General features: G+C 64.5%; 20 protein-coding genes and 1 pseudogene. 16 read left to right on the top strand and 5 right to left on the bottom strand.

Annotated features, from left to right (window positions below; translation table 11 throughout):
• Window positions 1–77: 77 nt before the first annotated feature.
• From AB5Y64_RS09780 to AB5Y64_RS09745, 8 genes and pseudogenes are all read left to right on the top strand, one after another.
• Window positions 78–995 (top strand): IS5-like element ISEc35 family transposase, encoded by a 918-nt coding sequence (locus AB5Y64_RS09780; protein WP_113979304.1) that lies wholly within the window; start codon window positions 78–80, stop codon window positions 993–995.
• Window positions 996–1,050: 55 nt separating this feature from the next.
• Window positions 1,051–1,545 (top strand): annotated as a pseudogene (locus tag AB5Y64_RS09775) (oligopeptide/dipeptide ABC transporter ATP-binding protein); the annotation flags it as partial.
• 11 nt (window positions 1,546–1,556) lie between these two features.
• Complete coding sequence (locus AB5Y64_RS09770) at window positions 1,557–2,555, top strand: ABC transporter ATP-binding protein (protein WP_039040529.1); 999 nt, start codon at window positions 1,557–1,559, stop codon at window positions 2,553–2,555.
• A gap of 107 nt (window positions 2,556–2,662) precedes the next feature.
• Complete coding sequence (locus AB5Y64_RS09765) at window positions 2,663–4,390, top strand: glycoside hydrolase family 9 protein (RefSeq protein ID WP_161470476.1); 1,728 nt, start codon at window positions 2,663–2,665, stop codon at window positions 4,388–4,390.
• The gene (locus tag AB5Y64_RS09760; RefSeq protein WP_368203697.1) at window positions 4,383–5,255 is read left to right on the top strand and encodes a BadF/BadG/BcrA/BcrD ATPase family protein; all 873 of its coding nucleotides are present in this window, start codon (window positions 4,383–4,385) and stop codon (window positions 5,253–5,255) included. The genes AB5Y64_RS09765 and AB5Y64_RS09760 overlap by 8 nt, the downstream gene beginning before the upstream one ends.
• 67 nt (window positions 5,256–5,322) lie before the next feature.
• Window positions 5,323–7,179 carry a beta-N-acetylhexosaminidase gene (locus AB5Y64_RS09755; RefSeq protein ID WP_279982533.1) on the top strand — a complete coding sequence of 619 codons (1,857 nt, stop codon included), beginning with the start codon at window positions 5,323–5,325 and terminating at the stop codon, window positions 7,177–7,179.
• 192 nt (window positions 7,180–7,371) lie between these two features.
• Window positions 7,372–8,925, top strand: a complete 1,554-nt coding sequence (locus AB5Y64_RS09750) for a PAS domain-containing methyl-accepting chemotaxis protein (protein WP_161470397.1) — start codon at window positions 7,372–7,374, stop codon at window positions 8,923–8,925.
• 66 nt (window positions 8,926–8,991) lie between these two features.
• A complete protein-coding gene (locus AB5Y64_RS09745) occupies window positions 8,992–9,342 on the top strand; it encodes an MGMT family protein (protein ID WP_161470396.1) in 351 nt (116 codons plus the stop codon).
• Between the two features lie 83 nt (window positions 9,343–9,425).
• Here AB5Y64_RS09745 and AB5Y64_RS09740 read toward each other — a convergent pair whose 3' ends face one another.
• Both AB5Y64_RS09740 and topA read right to left on the bottom strand, forming a co-directional pair.
• On the bottom strand, window positions 9,426–9,596 hold the full coding sequence (locus AB5Y64_RS09740) for a hypothetical protein (RefSeq protein ID WP_164882955.1): 171 nt from the start codon (window positions 9,594–9,596) through the stop codon (window positions 9,426–9,428).
• 115 nt (window positions 9,597–9,711) lie between these two features.
• Window positions 9,712–12,333, bottom strand: coding sequence for a type I DNA topoisomerase (gene topA / locus AB5Y64_RS09735; protein ID WP_010673895.1), 2,622 nt, complete (start codon window positions 12,331–12,333; stop codon window positions 9,712–9,714).
• A 360-nt stretch (window positions 12,334–12,693) separates the two neighbouring features.
• Between topA and astB the strand changes: the two genes are divergently transcribed.
• Window positions 12,694–14,031 (top strand): N-succinylarginine dihydrolase, encoded by a 1,338-nt coding sequence (gene astB, locus AB5Y64_RS09730; protein WP_045525189.1) that lies wholly within the window; start codon window positions 12,694–12,696, stop codon window positions 14,029–14,031.
• A gap of 230 nt (window positions 14,032–14,261) precedes the next feature.
• Here the strand turns inward: astB and sohB are convergent, their stop codons facing one another.
• Window positions 14,262–15,269, bottom strand: coding sequence for a protease SohB (gene sohB, locus AB5Y64_RS09725; protein WP_042880316.1), 1,008 nt, complete (start codon window positions 15,267–15,269; stop codon window positions 14,262–14,264).
• A 224-nt stretch (window positions 15,270–15,493) separates the two neighbouring features.
• On the opposite strand from sohB, the gene AB5Y64_RS09720 reads away from it, so the two are divergent.
• Both AB5Y64_RS09720 and AB5Y64_RS09715 read left to right on the top strand, forming a co-directional pair.
• The gene (locus AB5Y64_RS09720; protein ID WP_111896436.1) at window positions 15,494–16,249 is read left to right on the top strand and encodes a YciK family oxidoreductase; all 756 of its coding nucleotides are present in this window, start codon (window positions 15,494–15,496) and stop codon (window positions 16,247–16,249) included.
• An 89-nt stretch (window positions 16,250–16,338) separates the two neighbouring features.
• Window positions 16,339–17,223 (top strand): LysR family transcriptional regulator, encoded by an 885-nt coding sequence (locus AB5Y64_RS09715; RefSeq protein WP_049637266.1) that lies wholly within the window; start codon window positions 16,339–16,341, stop codon window positions 17,221–17,223.
• Window positions 17,224–17,294: 71 nt separating this feature from the next.
• Here the strand turns inward: AB5Y64_RS09715 and AB5Y64_RS09710 are convergent, their stop codons facing one another.
• Window positions 17,295–18,467, bottom strand: a complete 1,173-nt coding sequence (locus tag AB5Y64_RS09710) for an MFS transporter (protein WP_161470395.1) — start codon at window positions 18,465–18,467, stop codon at window positions 17,295–17,297.
• A 164-nt stretch (window positions 18,468–18,631) separates the two neighbouring features.
• On the opposite strand from AB5Y64_RS09710, the gene AB5Y64_RS09705 reads away from it, so the two are divergent.
• Window positions 18,632–19,771, top strand: a complete 1,140-nt coding sequence (locus tag AB5Y64_RS09705) for a MalY/PatB family protein (RefSeq protein ID WP_161470394.1) — start codon at window positions 18,632–18,634, stop codon at window positions 19,769–19,771.
• A 148-nt stretch (window positions 19,772–19,919) separates the two neighbouring features.
• On the top strand, window positions 19,920–21,275 hold the full coding sequence (locus tag AB5Y64_RS09700; RefSeq protein ID WP_161470393.1) for a TAXI family TRAP transporter solute-binding subunit: 1,356 nt from the start codon (window positions 19,920–19,922) through the stop codon (window positions 21,273–21,275).
• Window positions 21,276–21,338: 63 nt separating this feature from the next.
• Here AB5Y64_RS09700 and AB5Y64_RS09695 read toward each other — a convergent pair whose 3' ends face one another.
• Complete coding sequence (locus tag AB5Y64_RS09695) at window positions 21,339–22,241, bottom strand: LysR family transcriptional regulator (protein WP_041212603.1); 903 nt, start codon at window positions 22,239–22,241, stop codon at window positions 21,339–21,341.
• A 190-nt stretch (window positions 22,242–22,431) separates the two neighbouring features.
• Between AB5Y64_RS09695 and AB5Y64_RS09690 the strand changes: the two genes are divergently transcribed.
• The 3 genes from AB5Y64_RS09690 (at window position 22,432) to AB5Y64_RS09680 (ending at window position 25,223) form a co-directional block, all read left to right on the top strand.
• Window positions 22,432–23,688 (top strand): adenylosuccinate synthetase, encoded by a 1,257-nt coding sequence (locus AB5Y64_RS09690; protein WP_042880306.1) that lies wholly within the window; start codon window positions 22,432–22,434, stop codon window positions 23,686–23,688.
• Window positions 23,689–23,865: 177 nt separating this feature from the next.
• The gene (locus AB5Y64_RS09685) at window positions 23,866–24,399 is read left to right on the top strand and encodes a YbhB/YbcL family Raf kinase inhibitor-like protein (protein WP_161470392.1); all 534 of its coding nucleotides are present in this window, start codon (window positions 23,866–23,868) and stop codon (window positions 24,397–24,399) included.
• 11 nt (window positions 24,400–24,410) lie between these two features.
• Window positions 24,411–25,223, top strand: coding sequence for an AraC family transcriptional regulator (locus AB5Y64_RS09680; RefSeq protein WP_048207195.1), 813 nt, complete (start codon window positions 24,411–24,413; stop codon window positions 25,221–25,223).
• The last annotated feature ends 166 nt before the right edge of the window (window positions 25,224–25,389 follow it).

The raw sequence follows: 25,389 nt of genomic DNA, 5'->3' as shown, positions 1-25,389 counted from the left end.
GGCGTTGTTGCTCAAATCAGGGAACTATCCCGCAGTTTGGTGATCTGATCTCTTAGGTTCACCACCGGGAGCGCCAGATGGGCAAGTCCAAGCACAAGATCAGCAACTGGAAACAGTACAACCAAGCCTTGGTGCAACGTGGTTCGTTGACCGTCTGGATGGATGAGCAAGCCATCCAGCAGTGGCATTGCCAAACCCATCATGGCCGCCGGGGGCGAGGCTTCCATTACAGCGACTCTGCCATTGAAACCGCGCTGATGCTCAAGGCGGTATTCAAGCTACCGCTGCGTGCCTTGGAAGGCTTCATCAACTCGCTGTTCAAGCTGATGAAGGTGCCCTTACAGTCGCCGGACTACAGCTGTATCAGCAAGCGTGCCAAGACGGTCGAAATCAAGTACCGCCTACCGAGCCATGGCCCGGTGGCTCACCTCGTCATCGATGCCACCGGACTCAAGGTCTATGGCGAGGGCGAATGGAAAATTCGCAAGCACGGCAAGGAGAAACGCCGCGTCTGGCGCAAGCTTCACCTGGCCGTAGATGCGGCGACCCATGCCATCGTCGCAGCCGAAGTCAGCCTGGAAACGGTGGGCGATAACGAGGTGCTGCCCACGCTGCTCAACCCCTTGCGCCGCAAGATAGAACAAGTCAGCGCCGATGGTGCTTATGACACCAGAGCCTGTTATGCCCTACTGCAAAAGAAGGGCATCAAGGCCACCATACCGCCGAGAAAGAATGCGGCATTCTGGAAGAAAGGCCATCCACGCAACGAGGCGGTTGCCGCGCTCAAGGCAGGAGAACTGGAGCAATGGAAAAAGGACTCTGGCTATCATCAGCGCTCGATAGCTGAGACCGCCATGTATCGCTTCAAGCAGCTCATCGGTCCGAAACTGAGTCTGCGGAGCTACAACGCCCAGGTGGGTGAGATCCTGGCCGGGGTGAAAGTCATGAACAAGGTCATAGGGCTTGGTATGCCTATTCGGCAGGCCGTCAACTAAGCCCGCCCGGCGGGTTGGGGAGCGAGTATCCGACTTTGGATTTGATCAACAAGGCCTCTTGATCATGGACGAGCCCACCACGGCGCTCGACGTGGTGGTGCAGCGGGAGATTTTGCAGAAGGTCTATGCGCTCAAGGCGAAGTTCAACTTCTCCATCCTCTTCATCACCCACGACCTCTCGCTCATGGTCGAGTTCTGCGATCGCATCGGCATCATGTACGCGGGGGAACTGGTGGAGGTGGCGCCGGCCAAAGCGATCCTGACCGCGCCCCTGCACCCCTACACCCGGGGCCTTGGCAACTCCTTCCCCCCCCTGCTCGGGCCCAAGACCGTGCTGGAGGGGATCCCTGGCAGCCCACTCAATCTGCTGGAGGTGCCGGTGGGCTGCCGCTTCCAGGCACGCTGCGCCAAGGTGCATGAGCGCTGCCGCCAGGAATACACCCGGCTGGCCGAGATCCGGCCCGGCCAACAAGCTGCCTGTCACCTTCATGAGGCAGCAGAGGAACAACCGGATCTTCCGATCCATCTGGACAAGGCCGCTGGCTGTTAAGGATGTCTGTCATGCAAATCGCCCAAACCGACGCGCCCATCATCGAGGTCCAGCACCTCTACAAGGACTTCGCCGTCAACTCCAACGCCATCAAGAGCGGCAAGATGCGGGCGCTGTCCGACATCACCTTCAACCTGCACCGGGGCCGCGCCCTGGCAGTGGTGGGGGAATCCGGCTCCGGCAAGAGCACCATCGCCAAGATCATCGCCAAGATGTACAAGCTCTCCAACGGCCGCATCCTCTACCGTGGCCGGGATCTGGAGGAGTTCAACAAGGGCACCGCCCTGCTGGACTATCGCCAGAGCGTGCAGATGGTGTGGCAGGATCCGTTCGGTTCACTGAATCCGACCCACACCATCTACCACCACATCGCCCGCCCCCTGCTGCTGCACAGCAAGGTGAGTGACAAGCGGGATCTGCCCGACATGGTCTATGGCCTCCTTGAAAAGGTGGGGCTGACTCCCGCCAAGGCGACCGCGGCCAAGTACCCGCACCAGCTCTCCGGCGGCCAGCGCCAGCGGGTCAACATCGCCCGCAACCTGGCGGTGGAGGCGGAAGTGGTGCTGGCGGACGAGCCCACCTCCATGCTCGACGTCTCCATTCGCATCGGCATCCTCAACCTGATGGAGCAGATGAAGAACGAGCTCGGCGTCTCCATGCTCTACATCACCCACGACATCGCCACCGCCCGCTACGTGGCCGAAGATCTGGCGGTGATGTATGTGGGCCACATGGTGGAGTGGGGGGAGGTGGACGAGATCCTGCACCACCCCCAGCACCCCTACACCCAGCTGCTCATCTCGGCGGTGCCGGATCCCGAGAAGAGCATCCACGCCGAGCTGGAGGGAGGCCGCAAGGGGGAGATCCCGCTCTGGACCCCGGAATCCCGTGGCTGTCCCTTTGCCGGGCGCTGCCATCAGGCCATGCCCCGCTGCAAGGAGAGCCTGCCCCCGGTGACCCGGCTCGCCGACAACCACTTCGTGCGCTGCTACCTCCACGAGCAGGGGTAAGCAGGCCTGCGGCCGGGCGCCGTCGCCCGGCCATGCCTCGCGTCGGGGCCGCAAGGCCCCGCAATGAGCCTCGCCCGCCAGGGGCGAGCCTTCGGAGTAAGACCTTGATGGAACTTTTGATCAACCAGGTGGGTTACGAATGTGACGGGGAGAAGAGCGCCCTGCTGCAGTGCGGCGCCGACCTCGATATCCGCGGCCACGTCAGGTTGCTGCGCCAGCAGGACGACCACCTTTTGCTGGAGACGCCGCTGGTGGCGGCGGGATGCGTCCCCGGCTGGCAGGGGCGCCACTACTGGCGGGCCGATTTCTCCGCCTTCACCGAGCCCGGCCACTACCGGCTGGAGGCCGTCGTGACCACGGGAGCGCAGGAGCATCTGGTGCGCTCCACCCCCTTTGCCATCGGCCGGGGGCTGCTGGCGCGCCGCTGCCTCTCCGATGTCATCCACTACTTCAAGGGACAACGCGCCAGCGGCACCTTCGACCGGGCGGACCGTAGGGCACGCCTCTTTGGCACCGATCAGCGCCGGGACGTACATGGCGGCTGGTTCGACGCCAGCGGCGACATGAGCAAGTACCTGAGTCACCTCTCCTACGCCAACTACCTCAATCCCCAGCAGACCCCCATGGTGGTCTGGTCCCTGCTCAAGTGCAGGGAACTCCTGGCGACACGTCGCGACATCGACGGGATGAACCTGTGTAAACGGCTCAATGACGAGGGGCTGCACGGGGCAGATTTTCTCTGCCGGATGCAGGACGAGCGCGGCTTTTTCTACATGACCCTGTTCGACAAGTGGAGCAAGGATCCCGAGCAGCGGGAGCTGTGCGCCTATTCGACCCAGCAGGGGATCAAGTCCGCCCGCTGGCAGGCGGGCTTTCGCCAGGGGGGTGGCATGGCCATCGCCGCCCTGGCCCGCGCCGCCCGGGAACCGATTGGCGGCGACCTTGACACAAGCCAGTACGCCGACGCGGCCAGACGCGGCTACCAGCACCTGCGCGAGCACAACCTCGCCTACCTGGACGACGGGGTCGAGAACATCATCGACGACTATTGCGCCCTGCTGGCGGCTGTCGAGCTCACCAGAACGCTGGGCGCCGAGTGGCTCGCCGAGGCGCGGGATCGAGCCGGCCGGCTGTGCGCCCGCCAGCGCGCCCACCCCGATCTCGGCCACCATTGGGCCGCCAACGACGATGGCTCTCGCCCTTACTACCACGCCGCCGAGGCGGGCCTGCCGGTGCTGGCGCTGCTGGAGTATCTCGCCATCGAGCCGGATCCGGCGCGCCAGTGGGCGGCCCGGACCGTCGCCGAGCAGGCCCTGGCGGCCGAGCTGGCCCTCGCGGCCCGGGCAGGCAATCCCTTCGCCCTCGCCCGCCAGTATGTGAAAGGGGTCGATGAGGCGCCCCGGGTGAGCTTTTTCATGCCCCACCACAACGAATCCGGTTACTGGTGGCAGGGGGAGAACGCCCGGCTGGCATCGCTGGCCGCCATGGCGTTTGCTGCCGCACAGCACCTGCCCGGGCAGAGCGCACTGCTCTGCACCTTCGGCCAGCAGCAGCTCGACTGGATCCTGGGGAGAAACCCCTTCAACGCCTGCATGCTGGCGGGTCAGGGCATCAACAACCCGGAATACACCGCCGGCTACCCCAATGCACAGGGGGGGATCTGCAACGGCATCACCGCCGGCTTCGATGACGAAAATGACGTGGCCTTTATTCCAGAGGCGTACAAGGATCGGCTGGATCAGAACTGGCGCTGGGGGGAGCAATGGATCCCGCACGCCGCCTGGTTCGCCCTGGCCATCACCTGGCAGAGCGCACAAGGAGGCCACCATGATTGAGTTCTGGGTCGGGGTGGACGGCGGCGGCACCCACACCCGGGCCCGCATTCGCAACAACGCAGGCAAGCTGCTCGGCGAGGGGCGCGCCGCCGGCTCCAATCTTGAGTTGGGCATCGCCCTCGCCCACGGCCATGTACTGGCTGCCATCGATCAGGCCCGCATCGACGCAGGGCTGCCCAGGGAGAGCGAACAGCGGATGGGAGTCGGGCTCGCACTCGCCTCCGCCGAGCTCGCCGACTGCTACCACGCCATGCTGACCATGCCCTTCCCGTTTGCGCGGGTGAAGCTCACCTCCGATGCCTTTGGTGCCTGCCTCGGCGCCTTCGACGGCCAGGAGGGGGCCATCCTGATCGCGGGCACCGGCTCGGCGGGGCTCATCTACCGGGAGGGACGCCTTCACACCTGCTCGGGTCGCGGATTCCCCGTCTCGGATCTCGGCAGCGGCGCCTGGCTCGGGCTGCGCGCCATCCAGCAATCCCTGCTCTGCCACGACGGCATCCTGCCCCCCAGCACCCTGGCGGTGCGCCTGATGGATCACTTCAAGCGGGATCAGGCCGAGGTGGTGCGCTGGGCTGCGCGCGCCATCCCGGCCGACTATGGCCGCTTCGCCCCCTGGGTGTTCGATGCCGCGAGCGACGGGGACGATCTCGCCACCGCCCTGCTGGATGAGACCTGTGCCCAGCTCGGCATGCTGCTGGAGGGCATGACCCAGCTCGGGGCAGACCGGATCGCCCTGCTGGGCGGCATCGGCACGCGCCTCGCCCCCCGTCTGGGCCACTTCCATCTGGTCGCCCCCAAGCGCGACGCGCTGGAGGGGGCCATCCTGTTTGCCAGGACGGAGGCGCTGCCATGTCTGCATCCCTGAGCCTGGTCGGGCCGACAACACCTGCGGGACAGGCTCCCGTTTCCTTCATCCCATCAGAGGAATTCCCATGTCCGCACCCCTGATCCACACCCGGGTCGATCACCGTGACGGTGACGATGTCTGGTTTCGCTTCACCCTGAGCCAACTGCCAGCAGCCCCCTGGAAACTCCACTTCTGCCTAGCCCGCCAGATCGATCCCCACTCGATCGAAGGGGGCACCCTGGAGCGCCAGAGCGGCAGTTACAAGGTCATGGTGCCCCACGAGGGGGTGAGCGAGTTGCGCTTCTGCTGTCGCAGCACCCCGCTCAAGCATGACTCCGATATGCCTAAGGGTTTCTTCCTGAGCCTGGAGAGTAAGGGACAGCTGCAACCCCTGGTGCTGGAGGGGGAAGACCTTGGCCTGACCAACCCGCCCTCCCCGGGCCCCGACCTGCCACCGGTGGAGGCCGTCAACGGCCTCGTGCCCCAGCCCGCCCACCTGATTTATACAGAAGGCAACTTCCGGCTGGCCGAGCGGGCCCACGTCGACGGCCCCGTTCCCCTCGCCTCCCTGCTCGCCCATTTCAACGAGCTGACAGGCCTGGCCCTGACCCAGGATCACGATGCGGAGATCCACCTCGTCGAGGCGACACTTCCCCCCGAGGGGTATGAGCTCACCATCACCCCTGAGGAGATCGTCATCCGGGCCGCCGGCGAGGCGGGCTGGCGCCACGGGCTGGTGAGCCTGGCCCAGTGGGCACTCCAACACGGAGAGAGCCTGCCCTGCCTGACGGTGCGGGATGCACCGCGCTTCGGTTTTCGCGGCATCTTCCTCGACTGTGCCCGCCACTTCCACTCCATCGCCACCCTCAAGCGCCTGCTCAAGCAGATGAGCCTCTACAAGTTCAACCGCTTCCACTGGCACCTCACCGATGACGAGGGGTGGCGCCTGGAGATCAAGGCCTTCCCCCAGCTGACCGCAGTGGGAGCCTGGCGCGGCCATGGCCTGGCGGTGGGGCCCCAGCTGAGCGGCGGCCCCGATCCCTACGGCGGTTACTACACCCAGAGCGAGGTGCGCGAGCTGGTCGCCTACGCCGCCGGGCTTGGCATCACCATCATTCCGGAAATAGACATCCCGGGGCACTGTCACGCCGCCATCAAGGCGCTGCCCGAGATGCTGGTGGAAGAGGCAGACCGCTCCCGCTACCTCTCGGTGCAATATTTCGACGACAACGTGCTTAACCCAGCCCTGCCCGGCACCTACCGGTTCCTGGACGCCGTGATGGACGAGGTGTGCGATCTCTTCCCAGGGAGTCAGGTTCACATGGGGGGGGACGAAGTGCCCACCAGCGTCTGGACCGACAGTCCCGCCTGCCAGCAGCTGATGGCCGAGCAGGGGTATCAGGATTGCCGCGAGCTGCAGGGCCACCTGCTGCGCCACTGCCAGCACTACCTGGCTGGCAAGGGCAAGCAGATGCTGGGGTGGGAGGAGATACTTCACGGTGACAAGGTGAGCCGGGAGGCCACCGTCTTCGCCTGGACCAGCTTCCAGGCCGGCCTGGATGCCGCCGCATCCGGTTACCCCGTGGTGATGGCGCCTGCCCAGCACCTCTATCTGGATCTCGCCTGGAGTCAGGACATCCACGAGCCGGGACTCTACTGGGCGGGTACCCTCAACCTGGCGCAGGTGCATGCATGCGATCCTGCCCCGGCCGATTTCCATGCCAACGATAACATCCTGGGGGTGCTGAGCCCCTTGTGGTCGGAACTGATCACCTCTCGCGATCGTCTCGACTACATGTTGTTCCCGCGCATGCTGGCCACGGCAGAGGTGGCCTGGAGCACTCCCGCCCGCAAGGTGTGGGAGCACTTCGTCGCCCGTCTGCCCGGCCAGCTGCACATCCTCGACCAGTTGCAAGTGCGTTACCGGGTACCACAGAGGTAGTGTTATCTTTTTCTTTTCGGCGACCTTTTGGTCGCCGTTTTTTTACCCATCGACAACAAAAACCCAACCTAGCCCCTACTTTTCATCTGCCTTTGTTGGCAAAATAAGGCCCCCGATGAAACCAGACAGGGGATGCACCTCCCTGCGGTTCCGCCACAATAACAATCAGCAAACAGATCGGAGCTTACCCTTATGGCCCGCAAACACGCCCAGGTCGTGGACAGTGAAGTGGAATTTCCCGCCGACGTGCAACTCGTTTCCACCACGGATCTGCGCGGCGTCATTACCTACGCCAACCCCGCCTTCTGCCGCATCGCCGGTTACCAGGTCGATGAACTGGTCGGCCACAACCACAACCTGGTTCGCCACCCCGACATGCCCAAGGCCGCCTTCGCCGACCTCTGGGATCGCCTCAAGGAGGGCAACCCCTGGCGGGGAGTGGTGAAAAACCGCTGCAAGGATGGCCGCTATTACTGGGTCGACGCCTACGTCACCCCCATCTACGAGCACGGCAAGATAAGCGGCTACCAGTCGGTGCGCTGCAAGCCCGACCCCCAGCTCAAGCAGGCTGCCGCCCAGGCCTATCGGGCCCTGCTTTCGGCCGAGCAAAAGGGCACCCCGGCCCGCCCCTCGCTGCGCCGTTTCAGGCCGCTGGTGCTCGGCCTGCCGCTGCTGGCGCTGCTGGTCTGGGCCGCCCTCACCCAGGGCCCCCTCACCGCGCTGCTGATGCTGCTCCCCCCCCTCGCCATTGCGGGCGCCTACTGGCGCGAGCTCATCGCCTTGCCCCGCTATCTCAGGCAGCTCGGTCAGCAATATGACAGCCTGACCCGGCTGGTCTATTCGGGGGATGCCCCGGGTGCCATCGCCGATTTTCACCTGAAGATGCTGCAGGCCCGGATCCGCACCGTGCTGGGGAGAGTCGACGATGCCACCCATCCGCTTCAGGCCCTGGCAACCGATCTGCAGGACTCCTCACACCGCGCCTTCCTCGACATCAACGAGCAGGATGCCCAGACCCAGCAGATGGCAGCCGCCATGACCCAGATGGCCAGCACCGCCCACGAAATCGCCCGCAACATCCAGGACACCAACGGCCAGGTGACCGAGGCGCGCAGCAGTTGCCAGAGCACGGTGGAACAGCTGGACCAGACCCAGCAGCAGATGACCAGGCTGGCCAGCCAGGCGGAGCAGGCCTTCCACTCCGCGGTGGAGCTCGCCAGCGAGTCGGAGCGCATTGGCAGCGTGATGGGTGAAATCCAGGGCATCGCCGAGCAGACCAACCTGCTGGCCCTCAACGCCGCCATCGAGGCCGCCCGTGCCGGCGAGCAAGGGCGCGGCTTTGCGGTGGTGGCGGACGAGGTGCGCACCCTGTCGACCCGTACCCACAAGGCGACCGAGCAGATCCAGGGCAGCATCAGCCAGATCCAGCACACCCTGGAACGCTGGCAGGGCATGATGCAGGACAACCTGGCCCAGACACGGGAATGTGTCGAGATGACCCGCCAGGGATCAGGCAACCTGCACCTGGTGCTGGGGGAAATCGATCAGGTGACCGAATTCTCCACCCAGATCGCCGCCGCCGCGGAGCAGCAGCAGGTGGTGGTGGAGGAGATCAGCCGCAACATCCACCAGATCTCCGAATACTCCCGCGCCAACAGCCAGAAGATCCAGGCGGTGGACGACTCCAGCCAGGAGCTGCTCAGGCGGGCCCGCGAGCTCAGGGGACTGAGCCAGACCTTCGGCTGACAGATTGCAAGCCCCATGACAGAAGCGCCACAATGGCGCTTCTGCTGTTTTTGACGAGCCATCATCATGAGAACGAACGCGCTCCCTCTGGACAAGACGGCCCGCATCGAGGCGATCCTCGCCCTGATCCCCCCCGGCCGCGTGGTGAGCTACGGCCAGGTGGCGGATCTCGCGGGCCTGCCCGGACGGGCCAGGCTGGTGGGAAAAGTCTTGCGGGAGACCGACAAGGTGCTGCCCTGGCACCGGGTGCTGGGGGCGGCAGGCACCATTTCGCTGCCAAAAGGATCCGCAGGCTTTGACAAGCAAGCGGGGCTGCTGCAGGAGGAGGGGGTGCCCGTGATTGGCGGGCGGGTCAGGATGCGGGAGTGGCAGTGGCAGCCCGACCTGGCCGAGCTGCTCTTTCTGGTTCCCTTCTGACGAGGCTGGCACGTCCCGAAGGGATGGGGGCTCTTGCAACAAAGGGAGGGCCTCTGTGATCGCCCTCCGTCACGTTCTCTTCCCTAGTCGCCGGCAATGGGTCCCAGAATGTCATCGCTGCGCACCTGTACCGGGATGGTCTCATCTTCCCGTTGCAAGAGCACCAGCAGACTCTGTCTGTCCACCTCCAGCACATAGGCTGTCCCTTCACGGGTCAGGCAGGTCATGCCCGGCCGTATTTCATGTATCTCCATGACAACTCCCTGTCTTGCGCTGCCATCCATGCAGCCATTCCAGTATATCGCCATCCACCAACAAAGAAGCCCCTCGCAAGGGGCCTCTTTCATCATGCCGTGAGCGGCGTCGCCATCAGGCTTTCTTCGCCTTGGGCAGGCTCTCCTGCCATTTTCCGTTGTCGTAATGGGCTGTCCAGCCGGTCGCCTTGCCGTTGACCTCGGTCATCACGTACTGCTCCTTGGTCTTGCGGCTGAAGCGCACCACGGAGGCGTTTCCGTCAGGATCTGACGCCGGGGCGTCCGCCAGGTACTGGTGCTTGGGAGAGAGGCGATCACGGAAGCGCTTGAGCTCCTCCACCAGGGGCGCACGGGTCTCGCGGGATTTGGGGAAGTTGCTGGCGGCCAGGAAGAGGCCGGCGGCGCCGTCCCGCAGCACGAAGTGGGCGTCGGACTGGGTGCATTTCAGCTCGGGCAGGGGTACCGGATCCTCTTTCGGCGGCGCAATGTCGCCATTTTTCAGGATCTTGCGGGTGTTCTTGCAGCTCTCGTTGGTGCAACCCATGTATTTGCCGAAACGGCCGTTCTTGAGCTGCATCTCGGAGCCGCAGCGATCGCACTCGATGCTCGGCCCTTCGTAGCCCTTGAGCTTGAACTGCCCCTGCTCCACCTCGTAGCCATCGCAATCCGGGTTGCGACCGCAGACGTGCAGCTTGCGGCTGTCGTCGATGATGTAGGCGTCCATGGCGGTGCCGCAGATCCCGCAGCGATGCTTGGCACGCAGGGCATCGGTTTCCGCCTCGTCCCCGTCGGTGGCGGAGACGAACTCGTCCGCACTGACCAGGTTGATGGTCTTCTTGCAGCGCTCCTTGGGCGGCAGGGCATAGCCGGAGCAGCCGAGGAAGACGCCGGTGGTAGCGGTACGGATACCCATCTTGCGGCCACAATCCGGGCAGTCGATGTCGGTCAGCACCATCTGGTTGGCACGCATGCCCCCCTCTTCATGGGGCTTGTCGGCCTGCTCCAGCTCCTGGGTGAACTCGGCGTAGAAGGCGTCGAGCACCTTCTTCCACTCCAGGCTCCCCTCGGCGATGCCGTCGAGCTTGTCTTCCATCTTGGCGGTGAACTCGTAGTTCATCAGCTCGACGAAGTTCTCCACCAGGCGGTCGGTGACGATCTCCCCCATCTTCTCGGCGAAGAAGCGGCGGCTCTCGACCCGCACATACCCACGGTCGACGATGGTGGAGATGATGGAGGCATAGGTGGACGGACGGCCGATGCCGCGCTTTTCCAGCTCGCGCACCAGGGCCGCTTCGGTGAAGCGGGCGGGCGGCTTGGTGAAGTGCTGGCGCGGATCCAGCTTGACCAGTTTCAGCACCTCGCCGACGGTCACCGCCGGCAGCTGGCTGTCTTCACCCTTGCGGCCCATGGGCGGCAGGGCCTTGGTCCAGCCGGCGAAGCGCAAGGTGCGACCACGGGCCTTGAGCTCGAACTCCCCTGCCTTGACGGTCAGGGTCGAGGAGTCGTACTGGGCCGGGGTCATCTGGCAGGCGACAAATTGGCGCCAGATGAGGTCATAGAGCCGCATGGCATCGGGCTCCATCCCTTCCAGCATCTCGGCAGTCACCTGGACGCTGGAGGGGCGGATCGCCTCGTGGGCCTCCTGGGCATTGGCCTTGGCGCCGTAGAGGTTCGGCTCGCTCGGCAGGTAGGCGGCACCATACTGCTCGCCGATGTATTCCCGCACCGCGTCCACCGCCTCTTTGCTGAGGTTGGTGGAGTCGGTACGCATATAGGTGATGTAACCCGCTTCATAGAGACGCTGGGCCATCATCATGGTCTTCTTGACCCCGAAGCTCAGACGAGTAGAAGCGGCCTGCTGCAAGGTGGACGTGATGAAGGGAGCGGACGGCTTGGAGCCGGTCGGCTTGTCTTCCCGGTTGACCACCTTGTAGTCGACCCCTTCCAGGGCCGCCACGGCGGCGAAGGTCTCGGCCTGGGTCACCGGCTTGAAGTCGGCACCGTTGCGGCTGACCACCTCCATGCGCAGCTCGCTCTTCTCGGCTGTGAGCAGGTCGGCGTTGAGATCCCAGAACTCCACCGGCACGAACGCCTTGATCTCGCGCTCCTTGTCGACGATGAGGCGCACCGCGACGGATTGCACCCGACCGGCGGAGAGGCCGCGGGCCAGCTTCTTCCACAAGAGCGGGGAGACCATGTAACCCACCACCCGGTCGAGGAAACGACGGGCCTGCTGGGCGTTGACGCGATGAATGTTCAACTCGGACGGCTGGGCGAACGCCTCCTGGATGGCGCTCTTGGTGATCTCGTTGAACACCACGCGCTTGTAGCGGCTGTCGTCGCCACCGATGATCTCGCGCAGGTGCCAGGCGATCGCTTCCCCCTCTCTATCCAAGTCGGTTGCGAGATAGATGGTGTCGGCCTTGGCGGCCAGACTTTGCAACTCGCTGACCACTTTTTCCTTGCCGGGCAAAATCTGGTAGTTGGCCTGCCAGCCTGCGGTCGGGTTGATGCCCATCCTTGAGAACAGGGCGTTGCGATCCTTGGCCGCCTTCTCGGATTCGCTGAGCTTGATGCCGCGAATGACAGGTTTTTTGGGCTCGGTGCTGGCGCTGCCGCTGGTCGGCAGATCGCGCACGTGGCCTACGCTGGATTTCACCACGTAGTCCTTGCCCAAATATTTGTTGATGGTCTTGGCCTTGGCCGGAGACTCCACGATGACCAGTGATTTGCCCATGCTGTAACTATTATCCTCATTGCACCCGACGGGGTTGGCGTGCGGTTTTGTGGGGCTGTATAAGAGATTTGACGGGAAAAAGCAATCTTGCGGGTCAATTTGCCCGACAGCCCGAACCGCCCTGCTTCTTTATTTATTAATGCGAAGCCGGGGCGCGGGAAGCAACCGCTTTTTTGTTTTTATGCTATATCCCCCCCTTTTTTAGATTGGAAATGACATATCCAGCCACCCTTGTGACATAAAAACCCATTCTGGTTATCAGCTTGTTACAAAGGATGAAATCTCTTTATAATGGCCGCACACCGCAGCTTTGTGCGCGGAAGGAACCGCTCCCCATATAAAAATCGAAAGGATGTGATCATGAAGCACTTCGAGGTCAACTTCGACGGCCTGGTCGGCCCCACCCACAACTATGCCGGCCTCTCCTATGGCAACGTCGCCTCCCAGAGCAACGCCAAAGAGGCCTCCAACCCCAAGGAAGCGGCCAAGCAGGGGCTGCGCAAGATGAAGGCGCTGACCGACCTCGGCATGGTGCAGGGCGTGCTGGCTCCTCAGGAGAGACCGGATCTCGCGACCCTGCGCCGCCTGGGCTTCACCGGCAACGACGCCAGCGTCCTGGCCCAGGCCGCCAGACAGGCCCCCGCCGTGCTGGCCGCCTGCTACTCCGCCTCCAGCATGTGGACTGCCAACGCCGCCACCGTCTCCCCGAGCGCCGACACCCAGGATGGCCGCATCCACTTCACCCCCGCCAACCTGACCAACAAGTTCCACCGCTCCCTGGAGCCCGAGGTGACCGGGCGCATCCTGCGGGCCGTGTTCAACAACGATCGCCACTTCTATCACCACCAGCATCTGCCGGAGAACGACCACTTCGGTGATGAAGGCGCCGCCAACCACACCCGGCTGTGCCGCGCCTATGGCGAAGCGGGGGTCGAGCTGTTCGTCTATGGCCGCAGCGCCTTCGACGTCTCCCAGCCCGCCCCCAAACGCTACCCGGCCCGCCAGACCCTGGAAGCGAGCCAGGCCATCGCCCGCCTGCATGGTCTGGGGGATGAGAGTGCGGTCTTCATTCAGCAGAACCCGGACGTGATCGATCAGGGAGTGTTCCACAACGACGTCATCGCGGTGGGCAACCAGAACGTGCTCTTCTTCCACCAGCAGGCGTTCCTCCATACCGAGGCGGCGCTGGCCGAGGTGCGTACCAAGTTCGGCGACGGGGAACTGCACTTCATCGAGGTACCGACTGCAGAGGTGTCGGTGCAGGATGCGGTGAAGTCCTATCTGTTCAACACCCAGATCCTCACCCTGCCATCCGGCGAGATGGCGATCATCGCCCCCACCGAATGCCGCGACAACCCGGCGGTGTCCGCCTATCTGGCCAGGCTGGTGACCCAGGGCACCCCCATCAAGGACGTCCACTACATGGACGTGAAGCAGAGCATGAGAAACGGCGGCGGCCCCGCCTGTCTGCGCCTGCGGGTCGCCATGAACGACACCGAGCTCGCCGCGGTCAACCCGGCCTGCCTCATCACCGACAGCCAGTTTGCCCGCCTAGATCAGTGGGTCGAGAAGCACTATCGCGACAGCCTGGCGCTGGACGATCTGCGCGACCCCTCCCTGGTGCTGGAGACCCGCACCGCCCTGGACGAGCTGACCCAGATCCTGAAACTGGGTTCCGTCTATCCCTTCCAACGCTGAGGTGCGCCATCGGCCTGCAGAGCCGACGCAATAAAAAAAGAGAGCCGGGCAATGCCCGGCTCTCTTTTTAGTCCTTTGCACTGAGCTATAAAACCTGTTCACGAGCTGTAGCGAGAGATCGTCAGCAAGGTGAAGAGCTGCGCAGGAACCGGAGTGTGTAGATACACATGAGGATTCCGAGCAGCACATGAGCCTTGATCACGACCTCGCAGTAAGCTCGAAACAGGTTCTCAGCGCCAGGGGCTCTGCTGCCACAGGCGGCCGAGGGCCCCCTCCAGCCCCAGTGCCGCCTGCTTGCCAAGCTTCTGGGTCAGGCTCCTGGGTTTGCTGTAGCGGATGCCGACCACCTTGTGATGGCTGGCCTGGGCCAGCAGGTAGTCATCGCTGGTGCAAAGCGCATCCACCAGTCCGAGCTGCTTAGCCTGGCTCGCCAGCCAATGCTCGCCGGTGGTCACCTTGTCGATGTCGAGACCGGGTCTGTGCTCGGCCACGAAGGCCTTGAACTGTTCGTGGATGGCCCCCAGCTCCTCGCGAAACTTCTCCCGCCCCAGATCGTCATTCTCGCCGAACATGGTGATGGTGCGCTTGTACTGGCCTGCGGTGTGCATCTCGAATTCGATGTCGTGCTTCTTGAGCAGCTTGTTGAAGTTCGGCATCTGGGCAATCACCCCGATGGATCCGACGATGGCGAACGGCGCCGCCAGGATCTTGTCCGCGACGCAGGCCATCATGTAGCCACCGCTCGCCGCCACCTTGTCGATGGCCACGGTCAGCGTGATGTCCTTGTCCCGCAGCCGCTGCAACTGGGAGGCGGCCAGGCCGTAGCCATGCACCACGCCACCGCCGGATTCGAGGCGCAGCAGCACCTCGTCCCCGGGGCGGGCCACGCCTATCACGGCACTCACCTCTTCCCGCAGGGAGGCCACTTCCTTGGCATCCATGCTGCCGTTGAAGTCGATGACGAACAGCCGGCTGCGCTCATCCTCCCCCTTGGCTTTGGCCTTGTGCTCGGCCTTGCGGGTCTTCTCCATCTGCTTGCGCTCGGCCTTGCCCGCCAGGGCTGCCTGCAGTTGATGGCGCCCCTGCTCCAGCTCGCCGGAGAGATCGGTCACCACCAGCTCCCCCTTGCGGGATTTGGGCTGGCGGCTGCTCGCCACCATCAGGATGACGGCGCCGATGGCCAGCAGGAAGGTGAGGGTCTTGGCCAGAAACAGGCCGTATTCGGTCAAAAATGCCACTTGATGCTCCGCGCTATGTTCGGTTTTTTCACATAGTAAGGAGTTTGCCCCCCTCGCGCAAAAACTCTGCCATCTCCCGTGCCAAGGACGGAGGGATCGACGCTATCGCCCTGTTTTATTCACATTTTTGCCGTCTCATACTGGTCAACTGCCGGGCCGGGTCAGTACACTTGCCCACTCGATTCGTTGCGCCAAGCCGCCAGGCATTGTTAACAGGAGTCCACATGCTCGACTATCAGGCCCCCCGTGATCTGCTCAAGGACAAGGTCATTCTGGTGACGGGTGCCGGTGACGGCATCGGCCGCGAAGCGGCCCTCACCTATGCGGCCCACGGCGCCACCGTGATCCTGCTCGGGCGTACCAGTGCCAAGCTGGAGGCGGTCTACGACCAGATTGAAGCGGCCGGTCACCCCCTGCCCGCCATCGTGCCGGTGGACTTGAAAGGGGCTACTGCCGCCCACTACCGCGGCATGGCGGAGACCTTCGCTCAGCAGTTCGGCCGCCTCGACGGCGTGCTGTTCAACGCCGGGCTGCTCGGCACCCTGTCGCCGTTCGAACACATTCAGGAGCAGGAGTGGGACGAGGTGATGCAGGTCAACGTCAAATCCGAATTCCTGCTGACCCAGGCGCTGCTGCCCCTCATTCGCCAGACCGCCAAGGAGCACGGCGAGGCGTCCATCGTCTACACCTCCTCCAGCGTGGGCCGCAAGGGGCGCGCCTACTGGGGCACCTATGCCATTTCCAAGTTCGCAGTCGAAGGCATGATGGAGGTGCTGGCGGACGAGCTGGAGAACACCAAGGTGCGGGTCAACACCCTCAACCCGGGCGGCACTCGCACCAGGATGCGGGCCAGCGCCTTCCCGGCGGAAGATCCGCAAACCCTCAAGACCCCGGCCGATCTGATGCCCCTCTATCTCTACCTGATGGGGCGTGACAGTCAGGGCCAGAGCGGCAAGACCTTCGTGGCCCAGCCCAAATAAATCAACAAATCAACCGGATGGGATTACAGTGAAGAGGGGGTGCCAAGGCGCGCCCTGTTGAATCCCATCGGCCCCAGACAGGTTGCACTATGTTTCGTCCCAAGAGCACGTTTGAGCAATGGCGGATCTTTCAGGCGGTGGTGGACTGCGGCGGTTATGCCCAGGCTGCCGAGGCGCTGAACAAGAGCCAATCCTCCCTCAATCATGCGGTTGCCAAGCTGCAACAGAGTCTGGGGGTGGCCCTGCTGGAGGTGCGGGGACGCAAGGCGGTGCTGACGCCGGCGGGGGAGATCTTCCTCAAGCGGGCGCGCCAGCTCAGCCAGCAGGTGGAAGAGCTGGAGAACCTGGCCAACAACCTGGAGCGGCAGTGGGAGCCGCAGATCAACCTCTATGTGTCCGTGGTGCAGCCGCGGGAGCGCCTCTACCGGGCGCTGGCCCACTTCTACCCCCGCAGCCGCGGTTGCCGCATCAACCTGCACGAGCGGATCCACTGCCACTTCAATGCGCTGCAGGCGGGAGATCTGATGCTCTCCGAGCACCTGCCCCAGGATCGCACCGGCCTGCCGCTGGACGAAGTCTGTCTGCTTCCTCTGTGCGCAGCGGGCCACCCCCTTGCGGAGCAGGGAGAGCCCATCACCGCCGAGGTGCTGGCAAGCCACAACCAGATAAGCCTGCATCCCCCCATCCACCGCTCGGTGGACTGGAACGATGCGGACGACACCGGCTGGAAGGCGACCCACTATCATGAGGTGCTCAACATGGTGCGCCTTGGCATGGGTTACGCCTGGGTGCCCCGCCACCTGGTGCAGGAGGAGCTCGCCGAGGGCTCGCTGGTGCAGCTGGATCTCACCGGCGGCAGCGAGCGCTATCTCTACACCTACCTGCTCACCCCCTCGGTGGAGGCGCTGGGGCCGGCGGCCGAGCTGTTGCTGCGCTGCCTGCGCATCGAATACCAGGGAGACAACCCCAGGTAAGACCGCTTCTTCCCCGCACGACCGGGGCACTGGTGCCGGCACATCCGGGCATCGACTCCCCTTTGCATCCCCTATACGTTGGGGACCCGCCAGCAGGCGGCCAGCGCCATCAGCGCCAGGGCCGCCGCCACCATGAAGACCCCGTGGAAGCTCCAGAGCTCCGCCACCGTTCCCGCGATGGCCCCCGCCATGATGGAGCCGGTGCGGATGCTGTTGGAAAAGAGCGTGGTCGCCACCCCGGCGCGCCCCGGCATCAAGTCCTGGAAATAGGACATGCCGATGCCGGCCACGATGCCGATGAAGATGGCATTGAGCAGTTGCAGCGCAATGAGGGCATGCTGGCTCGACAGGGTCACGAGACCGCCATAGAAACCGACCCCGGCCAGCACCGCCAGCAGCATCATGGGCCGCTTGCCGAAGCGCCGGGTGTAGTAGCCCGCCAGCAGCATGAAGGGGATCTCCAGGGCCGCCGCCGTGCCCATCAGCAAACCGGCCAGCTTCTCCTCCAGCCCCAGCTCGCGGGTGATGTAGAGGGGCATGTTGATGAGGTACATGCTGTTGCAGGTCCACATCAGGGTGGAGGCGATGAAGAGCGCCCGCACCGACGGATCCCGCCAGCTACTCACCCGCTCCACCTCGCTGTCCATCACCGGCAGCGGCAGGGAGGGAAGCCAGCGCCACACCACGAAGGCGCAGATGACATAGGCCAGCGCCGAGGCCAGATACATCACCTCGAAGCCGTAGCCGATGGCGAGCGCGAAGGCGATGGGCGGCCCGATCACCCAGGCCAGGGAGAACTGGGCCCGCAGCACCGAGCTGAACATGTCGGCCTGTTTGTTGCGGCTGTCGGCGTATTCCCGCGCCAGGGCGAACAGCTGCGGGCTGGCGGTGGCGGTCAGGCTCGCCAGCAGCACCCCCAGGCTCACCAGCAACCAGTACTGCCGGTTCGAGGCAAACAGCAGGGAGAGCACGATGCCGGCGAAGCAGCAGCGCAGGATCAGCTGCTTGCGATCCCCCTTGTTGTCGGAGCGGTGGCCGAGCCACTGGCTGATGAGGATGCCGATCACCGCGTTCACCGTGTAGAAGAGCCCCACCAGGAAGGGACGCACCTGCACCTCCTCGGCCAGAAACAGGCTCAAGGTCGGCACCTGCAGCGCCACCGCCACCCCGGTCATAAAGGTCACGGCGAGAAACGAGAGAGAGACGGGATCCGGCCTCTTGCGGGCAACAGACAGCAAACTCATAGAGATACCATTGATATGGAAGAAAAAAAGGAGCCAGATGCGGGCGGGCTTGGCGTATGGCGGCGGCTATTTTATGTCATTATCAACAGCCACCTCAAGGGTTGCGGGGGGGCGTCCAAGTCCGTACATTGGAAGCCCATCCAGCGCCAGTACAAGGATTTAACATGTTTGATTTTGACCGGGAAATAGATCGCAGCGGTACCATGAGCCTGAAATGGGACAAATACAAGGGTCAGGATGTCCTGCCCATGTGGGTCGCAGACACCGACTTCGTCTCTCCCCCCGCCGTACTGGAGGCCCTCACCCAGCGTGTCGCCCACGGCATCTTCGGCTATTCGCGCCCCTCTCCCCGGCTCATCGAACTGATCGTATCGCGTCTGGCCAGCCGCTATGGCTGGACCATCCAGCCCGAATGGCTCGTCTTCCTGCCCGGGGTGGTGCCGGGCCTCAACCTCGCCTGCAAGGCCTGGAGCCAGCACGGGCGCGGCATCATCACCCCCAAGCCGGTCTACTACCCCTTCCTGCAGGCACCGGGCTTCAATGACCGCCCCCTGCTCACCGTCCCCGTGGTGGAGGAAGAAGGTCGCTGGGTGCTGGATCTCGAAGAGCTTGAGCGTCAGGCCCCCTCGGCGGATCTGCTGCTGCTGTGCAACCCCCATAACCCGGGCGGCACCGTCTTCACCCGGGAAGAGCTGCTGGCCATCGACGCCATCGCCGAGCGCCACAACCTGGTGATCTGCTCCGACGAAATCCACTGCGACCTGCTGCTGGACAAGGATGCCCGCCACATCCCCTATGGTGCCCTGAGCCCGGAGGCGGCCGAACGCTCCGCCGTCATGATGGCGCCGAGCAAGACCTTCAACATCGCAGGGCTGTGCTGCTCCTTCGCCGTGATCCCCAATGCCCGCCTGCGGCTCAAGCTGCAACAGGCGATGCGCGGCATCAGCGCCGACGTCAATCTGCTGGGGTTCGTGGCAGCCGAGGCGGCCTATGAGGGGGGCGAGCAGTGGCTGAATGAACAGCTCGACTACCTGGCCGGCAACCTGGCCCTGATCGAGCAGGCCGTGGCCCGCTGGCCCGGCGTCAAGCTGGCCCGCAACCAGGCCACCTACCTCGCCTGGATCGACATGAGCGCCCTGGGCCTGGACGATCCCGTCGCCTTCTTCGAACAGGCGGGCGTGGGTCTCTCCCCCGGAGCCCAGTTCGGCAACGGCCAGTTCGTGCGGCTCAACTTTGGCTGCACCCGGTCCCGTCTCACCGAGGCCCTGGCCCGCATGGAGAAAGCCATTCTCCAGACCCGCTAGCGAACCGTCCCGGGCGGCGGCCCCAGACCGCCCGGTGCGCGCAAAAGCGGTAAAATCCGTTCAGCTTCCCGTCTGATACGGATAAGATGAGGCTCATCACCGGATGAGCCCGCCTCCTCCTCATGTTCAGCCACGGTTTCGGTCCACTATGCGCCCATTCGCCTTCTCTGCCCTGTTGCGTCTGTCACGTACCGCCCTGCCCTGGCTTGCGGCCGTGCTGGCGCCCTCCCTCTTCGCCTCCCCCGCCTATGTCACCATCGGTACGGGAGCCCTCAACGGCGTCTACTACCCCACAGGGGGCGCCATCTGCCGCCTGCTCAACGAGGAGAGTGCCCGCCACGGCCTGCACTGCACGGTGCAGAGTACCTCGGGCTCCATCGCCAATCTGGCGGCCCTCGCCAAGGGGGAGGTACAGCTCGCCCTGATGCAGTCGGATGTGCTCTACCATGCGGTGCATGGCACCGGCCCCTTCGCGGGCCAGGCCCCGGACGATCAGCTGCGCAGCCTCTTGCGGCTCCACAAGGAGTCCCTGACCCTGATTGCCAGCGCCACCAGCAACATCACCACCCTGGCCGACATCAAGGGCAAGCGGGTCGATGTCGGCGCCCCCAACTCCGGGGACAGAGTCACCAGCCGGGCCCTGCTCGATGCCATGGGGTGGCGGATCGCCGACTTCAGCCGCCCGCCCGTGATCTCCCCGGGCAACCGGCTGGAGGGGCTCTGTGACGGCACCCTGGATGCCGCCTTCGTGGTCGCCGGTCACCCCAATCAGGCCATCGGCGATCTCACCGGCCGCTGTCAGGCCCGCCTCATTCCCATCGAGGGGGAACAGGTGGACAAGCTGCTCAAGCAGCACCCCTACTACGATCGCAGCCGCATCGGCGCCAACCTCTATCCGGGGCAGACAAGCGGCGTCAATACCTTCGCCGTCACCGCCGAACTGGTGGCGCTGGCCAGTCTGCCCGAGAGCGAGGTGCGCACCCTGCGGGACGTGCTGAACGAGCGGCTCAAGCAGTTCACCCGGCTGCATCCGGCACTGACCACCCTCACCTGGGAAGGCATGCAGGCGGGCAGCATCGCCCTGCTCCATCCCGGCATGCTGGATGCCGTGCCCACCCTCCCGGCGGACACCCTCACGGCATCCGGGGCAGGGGCCACCTCGGGCGCCCTGCCGACCTTGCCCCCGGCGAGCAGCGCGGCCACACCGTCCGATGGGACAGGCCCCCTGGAAGGCACCGCGCCACTGGAGGGGTCCGACACCTTGCCGGAGCAGCCGGCCGCCGCGACCCTCTCAACCAGTTCGGGGGCGGCCTCCACCAACCAGGCCCCGGCCCTGACCGAGCCGCCCACACCGGGCAGCGCAACCCTGGCACCAGGCCATCCCCTGACCCCGCCTGAGGCGCCCGCCTCGTCGGCAACGCCGCTGGAGGCGCCATCACCGCAGGCCATGCCCGCCAGCCCGCCCAGCCACGCGGTGGGGACCACAACCCCCGCCGGGCAATGAACACCAACCAAGAGGCCACCCCAGGGGTGGCCTCTTGGTTATGGGGAGCGGGCGCCTGGCCTGTCACGGCGCCAGCAGCAGCGCCGGATTCTGGATCTCCTCCTCCACCCAGTGCAGCAGTTGCTTGATGGCCCGCGACAGCACCTGGTTCTGGCGCACCACGTACCCCAGGCTGGTACCGGGAAAATCGGTGAGCCGGGTCACCGGGGCGGTCAGCTTGAGCCTGGGGTGCAGGGAGAAATCCGGCACGATGGCGACGCCAAAGCCCGCCTCGGCCCAGTCGAGCTGGGCATCCACGCTCCCCACCTCCATGATGCGGCAGCTCGGCAGGCCGAGCAGGGGCAGGGAGGGATCGATCAATGCCCGGGTCCGGGTGTCGTGCCCCAGCAGGATCAGGGTCGGCTCGTCCAGAGGATCGCTCTCCCCCGAGCTGGCCCGCGCCTGCCAGCGGGCCAGGCCGTGCCCCAGGGCACACCAGGTCACCTGCTGCAACTCGGTGTAGAAGAGCGGCTCGCTGCGCTTTTGTGCCATCACGAAGCCCAGATCCGCCTTGCCCGCCCGCACCAGATCCGCCGCCTGATCCGAGGTGGTGTTGAACAGGGTGAGGTCGATGCCGGGGAAGGCCTGCTTGAAGCGCTGGAACGGCTGGATCAGCAGCAGGCGCGAGATGATGTCGCTGGCGGCGATGGCGAGCGTCCCCTGGCTCAACTGGCTCAGGGCATTGAGATCGGACTGGCAGAGTTGCAGCTCGTTGATGGCGCGCTCGGCGCTTTGCAGCAGCCGCTCCCCCGCCTGGGTCAGGCGAAACGGGCTGCGCTCCACCAGCTTGACCCGGGTCGCCTGCTCCAGGTTCTTGAGGTGCAGGCTCACATTGGGTTGCGTCATGTGCAGTTCGGTGGCCGTCTGGCCGAAGTGCTGCAACCGGGCCAGGGTGACGAAGGTGTGCAGCCAGTGAATGTCCAGCATGGGGTTCCTCTTCTCCCGGGTCGATGGCAGGGCCAGCGCCGCCAGGGCACGGGCACCACGCAAGGGAGCGCGGTGTCGATAATGGCACCGGAATTATATGGCTTTCTTATCGGAATTATAAAGATAATTAATTTTTCTAATCCTCACGGGGCTCCTAGGATGGACGCCTAACGTCTTAGGAGAAAGAGTCATGTCGTCTATCGTAGTCGTAGGTGCTAACTGGGGTGATGAAGGCAAAGGCCGCATCGTCGATTATCTGGCAGGCCAGGCTGGCGCCAGTATTCGTTTCCAGGGCGGCAACAACGCCGGCCACACCGTGGTCAACGATCTGGGCACCTTCAAGCTGCACCAGGTGCCGAGCGGCGTCTTCAACCCGGATTGCCTGGTCGTGCTGGGCCCCGGCATGGTGATCAGCCCCGAGAAGCTCACCGTCGAGCTGGAAGAGGTCAAGGCCTCCGGCGTCATTCCCAAGCTCGCCATCTCTGACCGTGCCACCCTCTGCCTGCCGCTGCACGCGCTGGAAGACACCCTGGAAGAGCAACGCCTGGGTGACGGCGCCTACGGCTCCACCCGTCAGGGCATCGCCCCGGCTTACGGTGATCGGGTCATGAAAAAGGCGATCCTGGTGGGCTGGCTGAAACAGCCGGACGTGCTGGTCGAGCGCATCCAGTTCATGCTGGACTGGAAACTGCCGCAAATGAAGGCTCTCTATCCGGACTTCGAATTCACCCAGACCGCCCAGGAGATGGCCGACTGGCTGCTGGAAGTGTCCGCTCCCTGGCTGGACGCCGTCTGCAACGTCAGCATGCCCCTCAAGGCGCTGCAAGCCGAAGGCAAGACCCTGCTGTTCGAAGCCCAGCTGGGTGCCGGCCGTGATCTCATCTACGGCGAATACCCCTGGGTCACCTCCTCCCACGTTTCCGGCGCCTACGCCGGCATCGGTGGCGGTCTGCCGGGCCTGCGCCCGGAGCGCGTCATCGCCGTGGCCAAGGCATTCAGCTCCTCCGTCGGTACCGGCACCCTGCTGACCGCCATGGAGAACCAGGACGAGTTCCGCAAGATCACCAACGAGTTCGGCGCCACCACCGGCCGTCCCCGTGACGTGGGTTACTTCGATGCCGTCGCCACCAAGAACGGCGTCGAGCTGCAGGCTGCCACCGAAGTGGCCCTGACCAAGCTGGACTGCCTGACCGGTCTGCCGGATCTGAAGATCTGCGTGGCCTACGAAGGTGCCCACACCGAGAACCCGATCTGGCCGCAGACCGCCGCCCTCACCCCCGTCTACGAGAAGATGGAGAGCTGGAGCGAAGACATCAGCGCCTGCCGCACCTTCGCCGAGCTGCCCAAGGCTGCCCAGGACTATGTGCTGCGCATCGAAGCCCTGCTGGGCGTGCCGGTGCCCATGGTCTCCGTCGGCCCGGGCCGTGACGAGATGATCCTGCGCTAAGGCCCCTCGCCTCTCCCAAAAACCGGCATCCCAGGATGCCGGTTTTTTTATGCCCCTCAAAAGCCCCGAACAGCTCACAAAAGCCGCCTCTATGGCATAATTTGAGCCATACGGGCACTCTGTTTTGAGCCAGCCCCCTTAGAGTGAATGCCGTATTCACACAAAGGAGTGCCCATCATGAGATCCCCCATTATCCCGCTGCTGCCCCTGTTCTGCCTCGCGGCTCTGCCCGCCGGCGCCATGACCCTCAAGAGTACCGACATCCGCGAGGGTGAACCCATGGACAAGGTCTTCAGCTTCAACGGCTTTGGTTGCAGCGGCGAGAACCGCTCCCCCCAGTTGAGCTGGCAGAGCCTGCCCGCCGGCACCCAGAACGTCGCCATCACCGCCTATGACCCGGACGCCCCCACCGGCAGCGGCTGGTGGCACTGGCTGGTGGTGAACCTGCCGGCCAGCCAGAGCGAGCTGCCGAGCAATGCCTCCGGCAAGATCAAGCAGGGACTGGAGCTTGGCACCGACTACGGTACCCAGGGTTATGGCGGCCCCTGCCCACCCGCCGGTCACGGCATGCACCGCTACCAGTTCACCGTCTGGGCCCTGCCCAAGGCGCTGGAGGTGAAGGCCAACACCCCGCCCGCCATGGTAGGCTACATGCTCAACAGCCTGGCCCTTGGCAAGGCCACCCTGACCGCCACCTTCACCACCCCCTAGGAGCCCGCCCGATGAGCACGCCCCTGCTGCAACTGAATCACTACTTCGGGATCCGCCAGCAGCCCCTGCGCCGGGTGCTCATCTACGCACCGACCCTCATCTGGGTGCAGCAGGGCCGCAAGCAGCTGTGGTGGCGGGAGCAGCGCCTCTCCTTTGACAAGGAGAGCTGGCTGCTGATCCCGGCGGGTCACCGGCTCACCTTCGTCAACCAGCCGGAGCAGGGCACGTTTCGCTCCCAGGCGCTCACCCTGCTGGCCCCGCCACCGGCCGAGTGGCTGGCAGAGAGCACCCTCGATCTCCTCAAGCCACCGGCCATCAGGGTGACGTCGGCCCTCGCCTTCTGCTTCGATCTCGTCACCACCATGGCGCAGCGGCAGCTCTGCGAGACGGCCCAGACCCAGCTGCTGCAAGGGTTTTATGGCGAGCTCAGGGAAGCGGGGGGCCTTGGCCTGCTCTTTCCTGCCACCACCATGACCCTGGGGGAGCGGCTGGCCCGTTACCTCAGCGTGGAGCCTGGTCTTGATCACCGGCTGGAGACGGTAGCGACCCACTTCGCCATGAGCCGCGCCTCCCTGGTCCGCAAACTGGCCGCCGAGGGGCGCAGCTTTCGCCAGGTGCTGACCCAGGTACGCCTGGGGCACGCCCTCACCCTGCTGCAACAGGGGCTCACGCCGCTTCAGACCGCCCTCGCCTGTGGCTACGACTCCCCCGGCCGCTTTGCCGCGCGCTTCAAGGAGGAGTTCGGCCTGACCCCCCACCAATACCTGCGTACCTGCCCCTCCTCTCTCTCGCTGACTGCCACCACAAAAGTAAATAATTACTAAAATATAAGACTATGTAACCTCGTGTAACCGGGTGATCCGGCTCACACTCGTCCCTCCTGCACTGTGACACAGCGCCAATAATCCCGTCAAAATCGCCCTATAATGGCTCTCGCAAACGCTTTCACTAAAACAAATACTAAAAAACACCTTCCTTAACCGACAAAAA

Origin of the sequence: Aeromonas sp. R5-1, assembly GCF_040908265.1 — a bacterium.
GTDB lineage: Bacteria > Pseudomonadota > Gammaproteobacteria > Enterobacterales > Aeromonadaceae > Aeromonas > Aeromonas caviae.
Note: the sequence above shows the minus strand (reverse complement) of the source record. Positions and strands in the feature narration are given on the sequence as shown.